This window comes from Streptomyces sp. NL15-2K, from assembly GCF_030551255.1.
Taxonomy (GTDB): domain Bacteria; phylum Actinomycetota; class Actinomycetes; order Streptomycetales; family Streptomycetaceae; genus Streptomyces.
The window spans coordinates 5,662,932-5,678,482 of record NZ_CP130630.1; the positions used below are offsets into that span (position 1 = coordinate 5,662,932).

At 70.6% G+C, this 15,551-nt stretch carries 14 protein-coding genes and 1 tRNA gene; 9 read left to right on the top strand and 6 right to left on the bottom strand.

The features are described from left to right. The first annotated feature begins 16 nt into the window (after positions 1-16). Complete coding sequence (locus tag Q4V64_RS25390; protein WP_253267021.1) at positions 17-448, top strand: hypothetical protein; 432 nt, start codon at positions 17-19, stop codon at positions 446-448. Positions 449-525: 77 nt separating this feature from the next. Beyond that, entirely contained in the window at positions 526-1,068 is a 543-nt protein-coding gene (locus Q4V64_RS25395; protein ID WP_124440817.1) for a DinB family protein, read from the top strand. On the opposite strand, the gene Q4V64_RS25400 is transcribed toward Q4V64_RS25395, so the two are convergent. Beyond that, positions 1,065-1,283, bottom strand: coding sequence for a hypothetical protein (locus Q4V64_RS25400; RefSeq protein ID WP_124440816.1), 219 nt, complete (start codon positions 1,281-1,283; stop codon positions 1,065-1,067). The genes Q4V64_RS25395 and Q4V64_RS25400 overlap by 4 nt on opposite strands. A 292-nt stretch (positions 1,284-1,575) precedes the next feature. Between Q4V64_RS25400 and Q4V64_RS25405 the strand changes: the two genes are divergently transcribed. Then, the gene (locus tag Q4V64_RS25405; RefSeq protein WP_124445779.1) at positions 1,576-2,799 is read left to right on the top strand and encodes an IS110 family transposase; all 1,224 of its coding nucleotides are present in this window, start codon (positions 1,576-1,578) and stop codon (positions 2,797-2,799) included. 353 nt (positions 2,800-3,152) lie between these two features. Here Q4V64_RS25405 and Q4V64_RS25410 read toward each other — a convergent pair whose 3' ends face one another. The 3 genes from Q4V64_RS25410 to Q4V64_RS25420 form a co-directional block, all read right to left on the bottom strand. Continuing rightward, positions 3,153-3,671, bottom strand: coding sequence for a DUF6221 family protein (locus tag Q4V64_RS25410; protein ID WP_124440815.1), 519 nt, complete (start codon positions 3,669-3,671; stop codon positions 3,153-3,155). A gap of 294 nt (positions 3,672-3,965) precedes the next feature. Continuing rightward, positions 3,966-4,052, bottom strand: a tRNA-Ser gene (locus Q4V64_RS25415). A gap of 98 nt (positions 4,053-4,150) precedes the next feature. Further along, the gene (locus tag Q4V64_RS25420) at positions 4,151-5,800 is read right to left on the bottom strand and encodes a trypsin-like peptidase domain-containing protein (RefSeq protein ID WP_124440814.1); all 1,650 of its coding nucleotides are present in this window, start codon (positions 5,798-5,800) and stop codon (positions 4,151-4,153) included. A gap of 267 nt (positions 5,801-6,067) precedes the next feature. On the opposite strand from Q4V64_RS25420, the gene Q4V64_RS25425 reads away from it, so the two are divergent. The 3 genes from Q4V64_RS25425 (at position 6,068) to Q4V64_RS25435 (ending at position 8,929) form a co-directional block, all read left to right on the top strand. After that, positions 6,068-6,895 (top strand): glycerophosphodiester phosphodiesterase, encoded by an 828-nt coding sequence (locus Q4V64_RS25425; protein WP_124440813.1) that lies wholly within the window; start codon positions 6,068-6,070, stop codon positions 6,893-6,895. A 127-nt stretch (positions 6,896-7,022) separates the two neighbouring features. After that, entirely contained in the window at positions 7,023-7,661 is a 639-nt protein-coding gene (locus Q4V64_RS25430; RefSeq protein WP_124440812.1) for an ATP-binding protein, read from the top strand. Positions 7,662-7,963: 302 nt separating this feature from the next. Further along, a complete protein-coding gene (locus Q4V64_RS25435) occupies positions 7,964-8,929 on the top strand; it encodes a DUF5926 family protein (RefSeq protein WP_124440811.1) in 966 nt (321 codons plus the stop codon). A gap of 226 nt (positions 8,930-9,155) precedes the next feature. Here the strand turns inward: Q4V64_RS25435 and Q4V64_RS25440 are convergent, their stop codons facing one another. Next, a complete protein-coding gene (locus tag Q4V64_RS25440; protein WP_124440810.1) occupies positions 9,156-9,779 on the bottom strand; it encodes a hypothetical protein in 624 nt (207 codons plus the stop codon). Positions 9,780-9,834: 55 nt separating this feature from the next. Next, a complete protein-coding gene (locus tag Q4V64_RS25445) occupies positions 9,835-10,500 on the bottom strand; it encodes a bifunctional DNA primase/polymerase (RefSeq protein WP_124440809.1) in 666 nt (221 codons plus the stop codon). 493 nt (positions 10,501-10,993) lie between these two features. Here Q4V64_RS25445 and Q4V64_RS25450 point away from each other — a divergent pair, with 493 nt between their 5' ends. From Q4V64_RS25450 to Q4V64_RS25460, 3 genes are all read left to right on the top strand, one after another. Then, a complete protein-coding gene (locus Q4V64_RS25450; protein WP_172629242.1) occupies positions 10,994-12,517 on the top strand; it encodes a PP2C family protein-serine/threonine phosphatase in 1,524 nt (507 codons plus the stop codon). 117 nt (positions 12,518-12,634) lie between these two features. Next, on the top strand, positions 12,635-14,107 hold the full coding sequence (locus tag Q4V64_RS25455; RefSeq protein ID WP_124440807.1) for an aminopeptidase P family protein: 1,473 nt from the start codon (positions 12,635-12,637) through the stop codon (positions 14,105-14,107). Between the two features lie 53 nt (positions 14,108-14,160). Further along, a complete protein-coding gene (locus Q4V64_RS25460) occupies positions 14,161-15,540 on the top strand; it encodes a PLP-dependent aminotransferase family protein (RefSeq protein ID WP_124440806.1) in 1,380 nt (459 codons plus the stop codon). Positions 15,541-15,551: the final 11 nt, after the last annotated feature.

The following is a 15,551-nucleotide window of genomic DNA, read 5'->3' on the forward strand; positions in this document are numbered from 1 at the left end:
CTCCAAAGTGCCGACCATGTCCCTGACCCGCGTCCTCCTCGCGTCCGGCCGGTCGCTCGACCTCGGGGAACTTCGGCTGTCGTCCACGTACGGCGGGATGCTGGACGGCTATCCGTGCAAGCCCGTCAACGAGGTGAAGATCAAGAGTCTGCTGCACAGCGCCGAACGGGCCTCCCCCACCGCCCCGGTGCACCTCGTCCCGCCCCCGCGTGAGTATCCCGACCAGTACGCCGGCGGGTTCGGCCCGGTCGAGGTGCTGCCGGCCGTGGCATGCGTCGGCGTCTTCCGCTCCACGGCACTGGACCCGGCCCACGATCCGGTGCTGTACCGCTCGGCCCTGACCGTCGTCTGGTTCCAGCCCACGGCCCAGATGCCCTCGGGCTGCGACGCGGAGGACGCGCTTCGTGACGTTCCCTGGGAGGAACTGGCCCGCGACTACGCGCTGTAGTCAGCCCCGAGGTCCCCTTCACCGCAGCCCCGGAAATCCCGTTTCCCGGGCGCGGACCCGTGTGCCAGGCTCGCACGGTGACCGTTTCGCGATCCGATCTGCTGCGCCGGCAATTCGACCTGACCTGGTCGCTGTTCGAATACCACCTCGGCCGACTCGAACCCGAGGACTTCCTGTGGGAACCGGCGCCCCACTGCTGGACGGTACGTCGGACCGCCGACGACACCTGGATACCGGACTGGTCGGACATCGAGCCCGATCCCGTCCCCGTCCCGACCATCGGCTGGCTGAGCTGGCACATCGGCTGGTGGTGGGGCGTCACCCTCGACCACGTGACCGGGCGCCCGCCGCGCGAGCGGACCGACATCACCTGGCCCGGCGCCGGGCAGCCGACCGTCGAGTGGTTACGAAGCCTGCGCACGGACTGGCTGGCAGCCCTGGTCCACCTCACCGACTCCGACCTGGACACCACGGCCCAGTTCCCCTTGCCGGACGACCCGGAGTACACGGTCGCCGACATGCTGGCCTGGGTGAATGCCGAGCTGATGAAGAATGCGGCGGAGATCGGGCAGTTGCGGATGCTGCGGACGGCGATATCGGGGACCGCTCCGCAGACCTAGTCGGACGCCGTGTCCGACAAGCCACTTTGAGTGTCCGGAAAGATCAGCCGGGCGGCGAAGCCGACCATCCCCAGGGATCCCAACGCCAGACCGTGACGCAGCCACCGCATGCCGCCCTCCCAATCCTGAGCGGAGCCGAAGACCAGCCAGGCGGCGAGAGTGATGCCGACCAGCACGACGGCCACGCCCAGGGTGCGACGTAATCCGAGATTCATGCGCTCATGATCTCTCTCCCCCCCCGTTACCTTTTTCGTGGCCCCGCAATGGGGCGCCTGGCCCCCGGGTCCGGTATGGCTGTGTGCCCCCTGTCGTACGGATGACCTGGGGGGTGTTGCCGCCGGGCTTCGGGGCACCGCTTGACCGCTGATGAGGGGCCTGACGACCGCCTGGTCCGGCGCAATGCCGGGCCGTTTCACTGGTGGCATGTCTGCGTAACGTGGTTGCCGGCGTGTGGTGCCGCAGGGACGGCCGGGAGTTGAGGAGACGAGTGGCGAGGGGCACGCGTACATGGTCGACACGACCGCGATAGATCTTTTCCTCGGCCTGGACCTGGGCAAGGAGTTCCACCACGCCCACGGCCGGACCGAAGACGGCAGAACCGTGCACGACAAGCGGCTGCCCAACACCGAGCCGAAACTGCTGGAGCTGTTCACCAGGCTGGTGGCGAAGTTCGGCACTGTCCTGGTGATCGTGGACCAGGTCGCCAACATCGGCGCGCTGCCGCTGACGGTGGCCCGCGCGGCCGGCTGCCGGGTGGCCTACCTGCCCGGGCTGTCGATGCGGCGGGCCGCCGACCTGCACCCGGGCGAGGCCAAGACCGACGCCCGCGACGCGTTCGTGATCGCCGAGACCGCCCGCACCATGCCGCACACCCTGCGCGCGGTGGACCGCGACGACGAGGTGCTGGCCGAGCTGACCATGCTCACCGGCTACGACAACGACCTGGCCGGCGAGGTCAACCGCGCCACCAACCGGCTGCGCGGCCTGCTCTCTCAGATCCACCCCTCTCTCGAGCGTGTGCTCGGCCCGCGCCTGGCCTACCCCTATATCCAGGCGCTCCTCCAACGGCACGGCTCCCCGGCGAGACTGAGGAAACTGGGCCGGGCCCGCTGCGAGGCCCTGCTCAAGGTGCACGGTTCGCGCAAGGCCCACCACCTGACCGCAGAGATCTTCGACGCGCTCGCCGAGCAGACCCTTGTCGTGCCGGGCACCGAGGCATCCGCGCTGATCGTGCCGGGACTCGCCGCCCAGCTCGCCGCCGCCCACACCCAGCGCCGCCAGGCCGAGCAGGAGATCGCCGCCCTGCTGGAGGCCCTCCCTCTTTTCCACCTCCTGACCTCCCTGCCCGGCCTGGGCGTCAGGACCACAGCGGCCGTGATCGTCGCGATCGGCGACGGCACCGGCTTCCCCACCGCCGGACACCTCGCCTCCTACGCCGGACTCGCCCCCGCCACGAAGTCCTCGGGCACCTCCATCCGCGGCGAGCACGCACCCCACCGCGGCAACCGGCTCCTCAAACGCGCCCTGTTCCAGGCCGCGTTCGCCGCGATCGGCTGCAAAGCCGACCCGTCCTCCCGGATCTACTACGACCGGCAACGCGCACGCGGCAAGACCCACACCCAGGCGATCCTCCGCCTGGCCCGCCAGCGCGTGAACGTCATCCACGCCATGATCCGCACCGGGGCCCTCTACGAAGCACGCACCCCGAACGACGTCGACCTCGCCGCCTGACGACTCCACCGCCCCTACCCTCCAAGCCCCATCACGCCCGCGCACCGGCACGGCCACTCCGGCCCTGCCGGCCACCGGGATGCCCATCAGCCACCCGATCCGCCAGGAACATCCCGCTTCGCGGGACGTTCCCGAAAACCACGATCAACCCCTACAAGCCGACCCCCCGGGGTTGACGAAACAGATAGGGGCACCCCCCCCGGCACCCACCGCCGCACCGCAACCAGCAGCACTCGAACGAACAAATCGAGCGGGCGTTGGAGGCCGCCGAAGAGAGTAGGCGGCGTTCCAGGCAAGAGGGCGCCATCTTCGCCCCACGCCGGGGAGTGGATGGCGCCTTCATGCTGGCCTGGCTACATGTGCGGGATGTCCCACGACCGAGGTCGCGCGTCCGGTGCCCACTCAGGCTGGTAATCGGGATGGTCCGCGTAGGGCAATGCGAGCAGTCTTAGCACCGCGTCGTTGCCGAAGACCCCGTCCGGGCGCTCGTCGATGGCTCGCGAATGGCGCTCGCAGATGACATCAGGGTCATACTCATCCCCGTACGGATCGAAGTGCACGCTGTTGGTGCAGGGAAAGCCCGGATGTGGATCAGTGGCGTCGGGCCGGTACCTGTCGAGGATGCCGAGCTTGGCCTCTACCTCGCGACGGACGCGAGCCGGGTTGTGGCGGGCTATGTGAATGGCCTCCAGTCGGTCGGGGACCCCTGTGTCGGGGACTACTATCCGGCCGTTTGACTTCTCCTCGATGGGCCCTTGCTCACGAAAACGATCACGCATCAGCCACTCACCTCCGCCGTTCGCCGCCATCTCGGCGAAGGCTTCGTCCTCATCGAGTCGGGCACGCAGGAACTCGACCAAGCTGTCATTCACGCGCTACTCCCGGTCAGGCATGCGGCGGCCCGGCAGAGTTTAGCCGCCGCGCACTTCAGCCGAAGCGCTGTGGACATGCGAAGAGCGAACCTGCGGCGTGGCCCGTGCCCCCGGGTGTAGAGGGTCGCTGACCAGCAAGTTCCTACCTCTGGTCCGCGGGCTCGTGGTCCACGCCTGGTCCACACGCGCTGATCAACCACGCGACAGACCCGGATCAAGGTGAGACAAGCTCCACGCAGAAGGGGTGCCCCTCAACGAGAAGCACCCCTTCTGACCTGCGACGTCTGTGACCTGCGGAGGCGGTGAGATTCGAACTCACGGTGACATCGCTGCCACGACGGTTTTCAAGACCGTTCCCTTAGGCCGCTCGGGCACGCCTCCTCGCGCCGCCCGCACCGGCGGCGCGGGGACAAGAGTAACGGGTTGGGGCGGGCGCGCGGGGGTGGGTTCTCGGGGAGTCGGTCGGGGGGTGGGTCGGGTCAGCTGTCGCCGACTCGGGAGCCCAGGGTGAGTTCGACCGTGTGGGTCTTGCCGTCGCGCTGGTAGGTGATCGTGACCTTGTCGCCGGGCTTGTGGGTCCAGATCTCGCCGATCAGGGTGGGGCCGGAGTCGATCACCCTGTCGTCGAGCTTGGTGATGACGTCACCGGGCTTGAGGCCGGCCTTCGCGGCGGGGCCGCCGGCCTCGACCGGCTCGGAGCCGCTCGCACCCTGCTTGATGATCTGCGCACCGTCCGTGGAGTCGTCCAGGGAGACGGACGCGCCGATCTTGGCGTAGACCGGCTTACCGGTCTTGATCAGCTGCTGGGCGACGTACTCGGCCTGGTTGATCGGGATGGCGAAGCCCAGGCCGATCGAGCCGGACTGGCTGGTGCCGCCCAGACCGCCGTTGCTGGTGGACTGGATCGCGGAGTTGATGCCGATGACGTTGCCCTGGGCGTCCAGGAGCGGGCCGCCGGAGTTGCCCGGGTTGATCGACGCGTCGGTCTGCAGGGCGCTCATGTACGACGCGCTGCTGCCGGTGGCGTCGCTGGAGGCCACCGGGCGGTTCTTGGCGCTGATGATGCCCGTCGTGACCGTGTTGGACAGGCCGAAGGGGGCGCCGATCGCGATCGTGGAGTCGCCGACCGCCACCTTCTCCGAGTCGCCGAGCGTCAGCGGCTTGAGGTCGTTCGGGGCGTTCTTGAGCTTGATGACCGCCACGTCGTAGCCCTGCGCGTTGCCGACGACCTCCGCGTCGTACTTCTTGCCGTTCGGGAAGGTCGCCGTGAGCTTGCCGCCGTCGACCGCGTCGGCCACCACGTGGTTGTTGGTGACGATGTGGCCCTGGGTGTCGAAGACGAAGCCGGTGCCCGTGCCGCCCTCGCCGGCGCTGCTCTCGGCCTCTATGGTGACGGTGCTCGGCAGCGCCTTGGCGGCCACGCCCGCGACGGTGCCCGCGTCGCGCTTGACGGAGCCGCCGCTGTCGGAGGCGGAGACGGTGGTCGAGGAAGTGGTGTCGTCGTTCTTGGCGAGGGTGTAGCCGAGCCCGCCGCCCAGGCCGCCCGCGACCAGCGCGGCAACCAGGAGCCCGGCGACCAGGCCGCCGCGTCCGCGGCCGGGCTTGGGCGCGGGGGGCTGGTAGGAGGCGCCCCAGCCGTAGCCCCCGCCTGCGCCGCTGTCGCCGTACGGCTGGGTGGGCGGCGCTGGGGGCGGCCAGCTGCTTTCCGGAGCGGAGCCTTCGAGGGCGCCGCCCTGCGGGGGACCGAAGCCCTGAGGTGAGTTGTGGCCTTGAGGTGCGTTGTGGCTTTGGGGTGTGTTTTGGTCCTGAGGACCCTCGTGCCCCTGAGGACCGCCGTGTCCCTGAGGACCGCCATGTCCCTGAGGACCGCCATGTCCCTGAGGCGCCTCGTGCCCCTGAGTACCGCCGTCGGCCCCCGCCGAGGCGTAGGCGGGGGCCTGGCCCGCGGGCACGGGGGCCTGCTGCTGGGCGCCGGGGGCGCTCGGCGGTGTCGGCGGGATCGGGGCCGTCGGGGCACCCTGGCCGGGAGCGGTGTGCTCCTGGGGCGCCGAAGCAGCGGGAGCATCCACCGGCACGGGGGGTGCGGACGGTGCCGGGGGTACCGCGGTGCCCTCGTTCTCGGTGCTCACAGCTTTTCTCCTCGATCCACGGCTGTTGTTGTCGGTCGCACTCGGTCACGCCCGTTCGCGGTCGTCGACGGTCGTCGACGGTCCGGCGCGAGTCAGCTGTGCATGTCTGTTTGTATGCCGTCAGCTTTTCCCATGGGCCGTCAGAGCACCATAAGCGGTGCCTGTGGGTCCACGACCATTCTTTATATAGGTCATGTAGGACAAACATCACGCAATCCAGAGACCTCCGTTCGCACGCGTACCCGCGCGCGGTGGCACCATGACGCGGTGACCCACGCACGGCAGCACCGGATTCAAGTCGTCGCCCACCGCGGAGCCTCGGAGGAGGCCCCCGAGCACACCCTGGCCGCGTACAAGAAGGCGATCGAGGACGGCGCCGACGCCCTTGAGTGCGATGTTCGACTGACCGCGGACGGCCATCTCGTCTGCGTCCACGACCGACGCGTCAACCGGACCTCCAACGGCCGGGGCGCGGTCTCGGCCCTGGAGCTCGCCGACCTCGCCGCCCTGGACTTCGGCTCCCGCAAGACGCGGGACTTCTGGCGCACACGCGACGAGGAGCCCGACTGGGAGTACCGCCCCGAGGACCGCGAGGACACCTCCGTGCTCACCCTGGAGCGGCTGCTCGAACTCGTGGCCGACGCGGGGCGCCCGGTGGAGCTGGCCATCGAGACCAAGCACCCCACGCGCTGGGCGGGACAGGTCGAGGAGCGGCTGCTGGTGCTGCTGAAGCGGTTCGGGCTCGACGCCCCGGCCTCGGCCGCCGACTCCCCGGTGCGTGTGATGAGTTTCTCGGCGCGCTCGCTGCACCGGGTGCGGGCTGCCTCGCCGACACTGCCGACGGTCTATCTGATGCAGTTCGTCTCCCCCCGGCTGCGCGACGGGCGGATGCCCGCGGGTGTCCGGATCGCGGGCCCCTCGATCCGGATCGTCCGCAATCACCCGGCGTTCATCGAGCGATTGAAGCAGGCCGGCCACCAGGTGCACGTGTGGACCGTGAACGATCCGGAGGACATCGACCTCTGCGTCGACCTGGGCATCGACGCCATCATCACCAACCGCCCGCGCGCGGTGCTGGACCGACTCGACCGCTGAGCGCGTCCACCCCCTTGACCCGGCGGCCGGACTGCCGCCATCCTCCGGTCTCGGCCCACCGTCGAAATCCAGCCATACGGCTACAGGGAGTGCTCCGGCGCGTTCGGTCCGTATTCGATCGTTGCGAATGCGTCACCGTACGGGGATTGGCCGGTTTCCGGTACAGGCCAATGGGGCATCCACACCGTGGCGTGGGGCAAAGGAGGTCTCGGGGGTGGCGTTGGTGGTGGCACAGGAGGTGCCCACGTCGTCGAGCATGGCCGTACCCCATGGCCCTGCGGGCGTGGGGGATGCGAGACGCCGTATGCGCGATCAGTTGCGCAGCGGCGGAGTGTCGGAATCGGTCATCGACGACGCCGTATTGATTCTTTCCGAACTCTTGAGCAATGCGTGCAAGCACGGCCGGCCGCTGGGCGACGCCCTGGCCGGGGACGGCGATGTCCGGGCCGCATGGCGCGTGGACTCCCGCGGCAGACTCACGGTCGAGGTGACGGACGGGGGCGGGCCCACCCGTCCGGCTCCGGCCACGCCCTCGGTCACCGCACACGGCGGCCGCGGGCTGAACATCATCACCGCGCTGGCCGACGACTGGGGCGTACGCGACGACGCCCGCGGCGAGGTCACGGTGTGGGTCGTCGTCCACTCCGACGTGCACGATCCCGACGCCGGTCACCGCCGCGACGACTTCGCTACGCGCATCTCGGCCCCGTCGGTCTCCGCGATACCCCACCTGGACTTCGCGGACGCCTTCGAGGACATGGACTGAAACGGTCCGGAGTGAAATGGTCCGGACTTAAACGGTCCGGACTGAAACGGCCAGCCTGAAGCGTTCCGGACCGAAACGGCCTTCGGACTGACACGCCGGTCGCCACGACGGCCCGTGTCCCCGATCCGGTACATGGTCCAGAGTGGTCCAGAGCTCGTCACGACCGCCCGTTTCCTCGGTCCTCCGCGTTGTCCACAGGCCGCCACGCGGACCCGCCGTTGTCCACAGGCCCCGGTCGCTCCCGGCGCGAACGGCTAGGCTCGCGCCCGTACGAGACGAGCCGTAACCGGGAGACACCCACGATGGCCAAGAAGCGACCCCAGACCAAGGCCAAGCGCCCGCAGCTCAGCGACAGCGAGATCCCGGTCGTCGGCGCCCGCGAGCCCTGCCCCTGCGGCAGCGGCCGCCGTTACAAGGCCTGCCACGGCCGGGCCGCCGCGCACGCCGCCACCGAGCTGGTGCACCGTCCCTTCGAAGGACTCCCGGGCGAGTGCGACTGGGTGGCGCTGCGCGAGCTGGTGCCGGCCGCCACGGTCGAACTGCCCCTGAAGGACGGCCTCCCCGAGGGCGTGCCGTCGGTCACGCTGGCCACCGTCCTGCCGATGGCCTGGCCGGCCCTGCGCCGCGACGACGGCTCGGTCCTGCTCGGCCTGCAGAACGACACGGCGTCGGGCGACATCAGCCGCGACCTCGCCGACACCCTCCAGCGCGCCCTGGAAGCGAAGCCCGGCACGCCGGTGCAGAGCCGCCGCGCCCCGGCCGACGGTCCGCGACTGCAGGAACTGGTCGATTCCGAAGGCGCGTTCGAGCCAGTTGTGCACCCGGGCTTCGAGTTCTGGGTCCCGGACCCGGAGAACGCCACGCCGGAGGTCACCGCCTCCCTGGAGCGGGCCAACGCCGCGGCCATCCCGACCGTGCGGCTGACCGGCGTGGACGCCGCGTACTGGTGCGAGACGCCGGAGAAGAACCACCTTCGCTGGGTCATGCCGCACCCGGAGGAGCAGCTTTTGGACGCCCTCGCGCGGCTGCACGCGGAGGGCCGCTCCAGTCTCGGCGAGGGCACCCGTCTCGTGGGCTCCTTCCGCGCTCACGGGCTCACCGTGCCGGTCTGGGACCTGCCGAGCGAGGTCGGCGCGCAGGACGTGGAAAAGCCGGCCGCCGAGTTCGCCGAGCGCCTCGCCGGGGCGCTGGCCACGGACGCGCCGCTCACCGCGGACGAGCGCCGTGCGCGCGGCGGCCTGACCAACCGGCAGGTCACGCTCAGTTGACGAAGTCCGTGCTGCTGACCGGTCGGTCAGCAGCACGGCGCCTGGCGGAATGACCGGCTCCACCCCGCAACTCCCATGCGAGACAAGCCAGATCCGTGTCCGAATAGCCAAGGCAAGAGCGCGCCCGAATTTGCGAACGGCCGATCTCTTGTTACCGTTCCATTAGCCCGGTTGCTGGTGCATCCCCCGTCGCCAGCAACCGGGTCATTTTCTTCTTCGGGCGCCTTTACGCAACGGTGTCACCCGTCAACTCCTCGGAGTTGCTCCCCGACCGCAGCAGCAGTGGCCCGTCCCCGGCCCGCGCGAACTCCGCGACCGCCGTGTACCCGTCGAGATTCCCGCGGGTGCGTTCCCGAGGTGTCTCACAGGTCCCCGGTTCGTCCTCGGCGCCCAGCGCGCAGTGCATCTGGACGGTGCGGCCGCCGGGCCCCATGAGGCTCAGTACGGAATCCAGGGCGTCGCCGGTGGCATTGCGGTGGTAGGTGCGCGCCCAGGTGTCCTCACCCTGCGTCAGCACACAGGTCTGCGCCTCGATGCCGTCGGGGGAGGTGAGTTCGGGGCCGCAGCGGGCCGCGGTGGCCAGGCCCAGGCCTAGGAGCAGCGGGGAGCGGGTGGGTACGGCGGAGGGCGCCTTGGGGTCTCCCTGCGGCGAGGGACGTACGGACGGACGTACGGAATCACCCGCCGCGTCGCGCGCGGCGGGACGTACGGCGCTGTGATCCTCGTCGCCCACCTGTCCTGCGGACGCCACGGCCAGCGGCAGCACGACCGCGCACACCGCGACGCCCGCAAGGGCGATCAGACGAACTCTTCGGGGGTCTGGGGGACGCCCCCCAGAATGACGCAGCATGACCGGAAGATAACGAGCGGGAACGGGCGTCCGGTTCCGCCCGCGCCCGACACCCCTACAACTCGGGCGCGCTCACACCCGTACGAGTGAGGGCCTCGACCACGGCGTCCACCACGGCCTCCACGTCCGGCACCCACGGAGCGGCCGAGCCGGGCAGTGGTGCGCGCTCCCAGCGGATCTCGCCCTGGGGGGTGTCGGACGGGGGCAGGGCCAGATAGCCGCCCTCGCCGTGGAAGCGGAGGGAGCCGGGGACGAAGTCCTGGGCGTACAGCAGTTCGCCCAGCTGTTCCATGGAGTACGGCTTCACGAGCAGCGCCCATCGGGTGGGCGAGGCGACGACCGGGCCGAGGCGCATGCCCTTGCGGTCGAGCACGTCGAGGGCCTGGGCGGCCGGCAGGGCGGGCAGGCTGACCGCGCAGGGAGCCTTGCCCCCGGTGGCCAGGATGATCGGGGCGGCGGGCCGGTTGGCCCACCACCAGCGCACCATGCGCTCGTCGGTGGTGGCCGCGAGGAGGCCGGGGTCGAAGGGGTGGGCACCGGGCACCGTGCACTCGGGGTCCGGGCACCCGCAGCGGTCCCGCCCCTGCGGGTCCGCCGCCACACCCGGGAGTACGGGCCACTGCCATTCCGTCGCGAAGGTCAGGGCCGCGCTGATCAGCTCAGGCCTCCCGTCGCTGCGCTTGGACAGGAGCCTGCGTCGCCTTCCGAGGATCTCGCGCATGAGCGCTCGTTCCTTTCCGTTGCACCGCTGGCAACACCGTGGACCACATCACACCATGTGTCGATCACTTCACTGTGCGTACCTGTTGGCGCATCACACCCCTGTCGGAGACAAGGGGAACCCCTATGGGCCGAACGTTGGCTGCGTCCGCGGCAGCCTCACCCATACTGCGTCTGTCAAAAGCATGAGCGTGGCGTGGGGGTGGCGAAGTCTGGCGTTTGCCGTCGCGCGTATTTCTCTTCGCCTCCGCCACGGGAGGATGGGGCTCGGTCGTCGGTGGCTAAGACGCCCGGGTCCGTCGCCAGGTTCCGGGTGACTCTCGAACCACCCCTGGCCTTCTCCGAGTACGTACCCATCACGACCGCTGTGACGCTCTGTGGAGCAAGCCCAGTCGACCGCAATAGGCCGTTCCCTGGGTCAGTTTTAAGCCAAGTTTGCCATATGACACTTCGTTCACTAATGCCCCAGGGACACCAGGAATCCCAGCAGGACAATACTGGACATCTCCTCACGGGTGCGTGTACATGTGGAGACACTGCTAGCGGCGCAGAATGACATGGGGGTTTGCGATGCTTTTGAGCAGTACGCACCGGTCGGAAGGCCGGATGCCATGAACGCCCCTCACCCTCCGAAAGTGGCTGGAATCGATTCAACGGTTCCCTCGCCCGCACACACTGTCGCGCCCGCGCCTGCCGCCTCGGGCTCCTCTGCCGTTCTCTCACCGAACGCACCGGGCGCACTGCTTCAGGACCGTCTCGCCGGTTGGGTCTCGGACCTCACGACCCTCCACGAACTCACCGAACGCCTGGCCCGCACGGACGCACTCTCCGACGCCCTCCAGGAAGTGCTGAGCGCCGGAGCCGCCCTGGTGGGCGCCCGCCGCGGGCTCGCCGTACTGGAGCCGGGTGACGGACTCGGCCCCGACACGACCATCGGCCTGGGCCTGGCCCGCGCCGACCTCGGGCACATCGAGACGGTGCCGCGCAGTTCCATGTCGTACGGCCGCATCCTGGACGGTCTGCCGGGCGGCGACCGTGCGATCGCCGAGCCCGACCTCTTCGCCGAGGACGGTCTCGACCCGCGCCACCGCGAGGTGGCCGCCCGCCTCGGCTACGCCGCCTGCTACGCGCTCCCCCTGTCCGCCGAGGCCGCCACCGAGGCCGACGGCCGTCTCGGCGCGGCCGTATGGCTCTACGACGAGCCCGCCGAGCCGGCCGAGCGCCGACGCCACCTCGTCGGCCTGTACGCCCGGTACGCCGGGGAACATCTGGCCCGGCTCGTCGAGGTGGAGCGCACGCGCGCGTGCATGGCGACGATCGCCGAGGAACTGCTGCCGTCCCGGCTCCCCCGCGTGGCCGGAGTGCGGCTCGCCGCCCGGCACCGCACAGGTCCGCACGGCGGCGGCGACTGGTACGACGCGCTCCCTCTGCCGGACGCGGCGCTCGGCCTGGCGGTGGGGTCGGTGACGGGCTCCGGGCCCAGCGCGATCGCCGCGATGGGACGGCTGCGGGCGTCCCTGCGGGCGTACGCCGTGATGGAGGGCGAGGACCCGGTCGCCGTTCTGTCCGACCTGGAGCTCCTGCTCAGGCTCACCGAGCCCGCCCGCTCGGCCACCGCCCTGTTCGCCTACTGCGAACCCGCACTGCGCAAGATCACGCTCGCCGGGGCCGGGCACACTCCGCCCCTGCTGATCGGCGAGCGGCGCACGGAGTTCGTGGAGACCTCCGTGTCGGCGCCCCTGGGGATGCTCGCCTGCTGGGAGGCACCGAGCGTGGAGCTCCAGGCGGAGCCGGGAGAGACGGTTCTGCTCTACACCGACGGTCTGCTGCACCGCACCGGCGACCCCACTGACCGCGCCTTCGCCCGGCTGCACGCGGCGGCGGCCGGCGTACCGAAGGCGCTGCGGCGCGATCCGGAGGCCGTCGTCGACCACGTCCTGCGGACCGTGCTGCCGAACGGGCTGGACCAGGCGGACAGCGAGGAGGACGTCGTCCTGTTGGCGGCGTACTTCGAGTGAGTGCCTGGAGTGAGCGCCCCGTAACAGGTTCCCCGGCGACAGGTCCTCCTTCCCCGGGCCCCTTTACGTACGACCGTACGATGGAGGAGGTCCAGTGCCGTATCGAGGAGGACGATCGTGGCCGAAGAACTCACCCCGGAGACCCCGGAGCCTGAGTCCGATGAGCCGATCAAGAAGCGCAAGAACGGCCTGTACCCGGGCGTGTCCGACGAGCTCGCCGAGAACATGAAGTACGGCTGGGCCGACACGGAGCTGCGCGACCTGCAGCCGGTCCCGCAGGCCGCCGAGACCGCCGCCCGCCGGGCCGCGCTCTCCGCGCGCTTCCCTGGCGAGCGCCTGGTGATCCCCGCGGGCAACCTGAAGACCCGCTCGAACGACACCGAGTACCCCTTCCGGGCCTCGGTCGAGTACGCGTACCTCACTGGCGGCCGGCCCGACGAGAGCACAGACGGCGTGCTCGTCCTGGAGCCGAAGAGCGGCGGGCATGACGCGACGATCTACCTCCTGCCCCGCTCCGACCGTGAGAACGGCGAGTTCTGGCTGTCCGGGCAGGGCGAGCTGTGGGTGGGCCGCCGGCACTCGCTCGGCGAGTCCGAGGCCCTGTACGGCATCCCGGCCGCCGACGTGCGCGGGCTGGCCGACCAGCTGCGCGAGGCCACCGGCCCGGTCCGGGTCGTGCGCGGGTACGACGCCGGCATCGAGGCCGCGCTGACCGACAAGGTCACCGCCGAGCGCGACGAGGAGCTGCGCGTCTTCCTCTCCGAGGCACGTCTGGTCAAGGACGAGTTCGAGATCGGCGAGCTGCAGAAGGCGGTCGACTCCACGGTGCGCGGCTTCGAGGACGTCGTGCGCGTTCTGGACAAGGCCGAGGCCACCTCCGAGCGGTACATCGAGGGCACGTTCTTCCTCCGCGCGCGCGTGGAGGGCAACGACGTCGGCTACGGCACCATCTGCGCGGCCGGTCCGCACGCCTGCACGCTGCACTGGGTGCGCAACGACGGGCCGGTGCGGTCGGGCGACCTGCTGCTGCTGGACGCGGGCGTGGAGACGCACACGTACTACACCGCCGACGTCACGCGCACGCTGCCGGTCAACGGCCGCTACAGCGAGATCCAGAAGAAGATCTACGACGCCGTGTACGACGCCCAGGAGGCCGGTATCGCGGCGGTGAAGCCGGGCGCGAAGTACCGGGACTTCCATGACGCCGCGCAGCGCGTGCTGGCCGAGCGGCTGGTCGAGTGGGGGCTGGTCGAGGGGCCGGTCGAGCGGGTGCTGGAGCTGGGGTTGCAGCGGCGGTGGACCCTGCACGGGACCGGGCACATGCTCGGGATGGACGTGCATGACTGTGCGGCCGCGCGGGTGGAGTCCTACGTCGACGGCACGCTCGAGCCCGGTATGTGCCTGACGGTTGAGCCGGGGTTGTACTTCCAGGCCGATGATCTGACGGTGCCGGAGGAGTACCGGGGGATCGGTGTGCGGATCGAGGACGACATTCTGGTGACGGACGGTGGGAACCGGAATTTGTCGGCGGGGCTTCCTCGGCGCTCGGATGAGGTGGAGTCCTGGATGGCCGCTCTGAAGGGTGCGTGATTTCGTCTGCGGGTGGTTCGGGGCTGGTCGCGCCCACGGCGGCGGGACCGCATATGTCACAGCCCCGCGCCCCTGAAGGCGTCGGCGTGGACCTGCATCTGGAAGCTGACGCCGCTGAGGGGCGTCGCGCGGGACTCGAGCGTGCCCTGTGTGACGCCGTGCGGGACGGGCGGCTCGCGCCCGGGGCGCGGTTGCCCGCGACCCGGCGGCTCGCGACTGAGCTGGGCGTCTCGCGGGGGACAGTGAAGGCGGCTTACGACCAGTTGGTCGCCGAGGGCTTTCTGACCGCGCGGCAGGGGTCAGGAACCCTGGTCGCCCCGCTGCCCTCCGTCGACCCCGAGCCGCCGGAGGCCGCTACACGCGCGCGTGCGCCGCGTTTCGATCTGCGGCCGGGCAGCCCGGACGTCGGGACGTTCCCGGCGGCGGCCTGGCTGCGGGCGCTGCGCCGGGCCATCGCTACGGCGCCCTCACTGGCGTACGACTACTGCGATCCGCGCGGCCGGATCGAACTGCGGGCGGCGCTGTCGGGGTACCTGGGGCGGGCGCGCGGGGTGCTCGCGCCTCCGGAGCGGATCGTGATCACCTCCGGGTACGTGCAGGGGCTGGCGCTGCTCACGCGCGTGCTGGACGGCGCCGCGATCGCCATGGAGGACCCCGGGCTGCCCTTCCACCGGGAGGTGGTGCGGCGGGCCGGCGGCCGTGTGGTGCCGGTGCGGGTGGACGGACGGGGGGCTCTGGGAGAGGACTTGGGGGACGCGGCGGCCGTCGTCGTCACGCCCGCGCACCAGTACCCGACCGGCGTGACCCTGCACCCGGAGCGGCGGAGGGCGCTGACCGACTGGGCACACGCGCGTGGTGGGCTGATCGTCGAGGACGACTACGACGGGGAGTTCCGGTACGACCGGCAACCCGTCGGGGCGCTCCAGGGGATGGCGCCGGGGCAGGTGGTGTACCTGGGGACCGCGTCCAAGACGCTGGGGCCCGCGCTGCGGCTCGGCTGGATGGTGCTGCCGCCGGACCTGGTCGACGCGGTGGCGGACGCCAAGCTGCACAGCGACCACCACACCGAGTCCATCGGACAGTTGGCGCTCGCCGAGCTGATCGACAGCCATTCCTATGACCGCCATGTGCGCGCGTGCCGGTTGCGGTACCGGCGGCGCCGGGACCAACTCGTGGACCGGCTGGGGGCGCGTCGGCGCGTACGCGGGATCGCGGCCGGGCTGCACGCGCTGGTGGAGGTCGACGACGAGGCGAAGGTGCTGGCGCGCGCGGAGGCGGAGGGGCTCGCGGTGGGGCATCTGGGGGACCACTGGCACACGCCGGGCGGCGAGGGGCGGCCTCAGGGTCTGGTCGTGGGGTACGGGACGCCTCGGGAGCGGGCGTATCCGCAGGCGCTGGAGGTGCTGGGGAAGGTGCTGGAATTGGGCCACTGACGGGTGCTCGA

Excerpts from the sequence above, each read along its gene's own strand:
- Q4V64_RS25390 (WP_253267021.1), top strand. The coding sequence starts at position 17 with ATGTCCCTGACCCGCGTCCTCCTCGCGTCCGGCCGGTCGCTCGACCTC.
- Q4V64_RS25400 (WP_124440816.1), bottom strand. The coding sequence starts at position 1,283 with ATGAATCTCGGATTACGTCGCACCCTGGGCGTGGCCGTCGTGCTGGTC.
- Q4V64_RS25405 (WP_124445779.1), top strand. The coding sequence starts at position 1,576 with ATGGTCGACACGACCGCGATAGATCTTTTCCTCGGCCTGGACCTGGGC.
- Q4V64_RS25430 (WP_124440812.1), top strand. The coding sequence starts at position 7,023 with ATGCGTCACCGTACGGGGATTGGCCGGTTTCCGGTACAGGCCAATGGG.
- Q4V64_RS25435 (WP_124440811.1), top strand. The coding sequence starts at position 7,964 with ATGGCCAAGAAGCGACCCCAGACCAAGGCCAAGCGCCCGCAGCTCAGC.
- Q4V64_RS25440 (WP_124440810.1), bottom strand. The coding sequence starts at position 9,779 with ATGCTGCGTCATTCTGGGGGGCGTCCCCCAGACCCCCGAAGAGTTCGT.
- Q4V64_RS25445 (WP_124440809.1), bottom strand. The coding sequence starts at position 10,500 with ATGCGCGAGATCCTCGGAAGGCGACGCAGGCTCCTGTCCAAGCGCAGC.
- Q4V64_RS25460 (WP_124440806.1), top strand. The coding sequence starts at position 14,161 with ATGTCACAGCCCCGCGCCCCTGAAGGCGTCGGCGTGGACCTGCATCTG.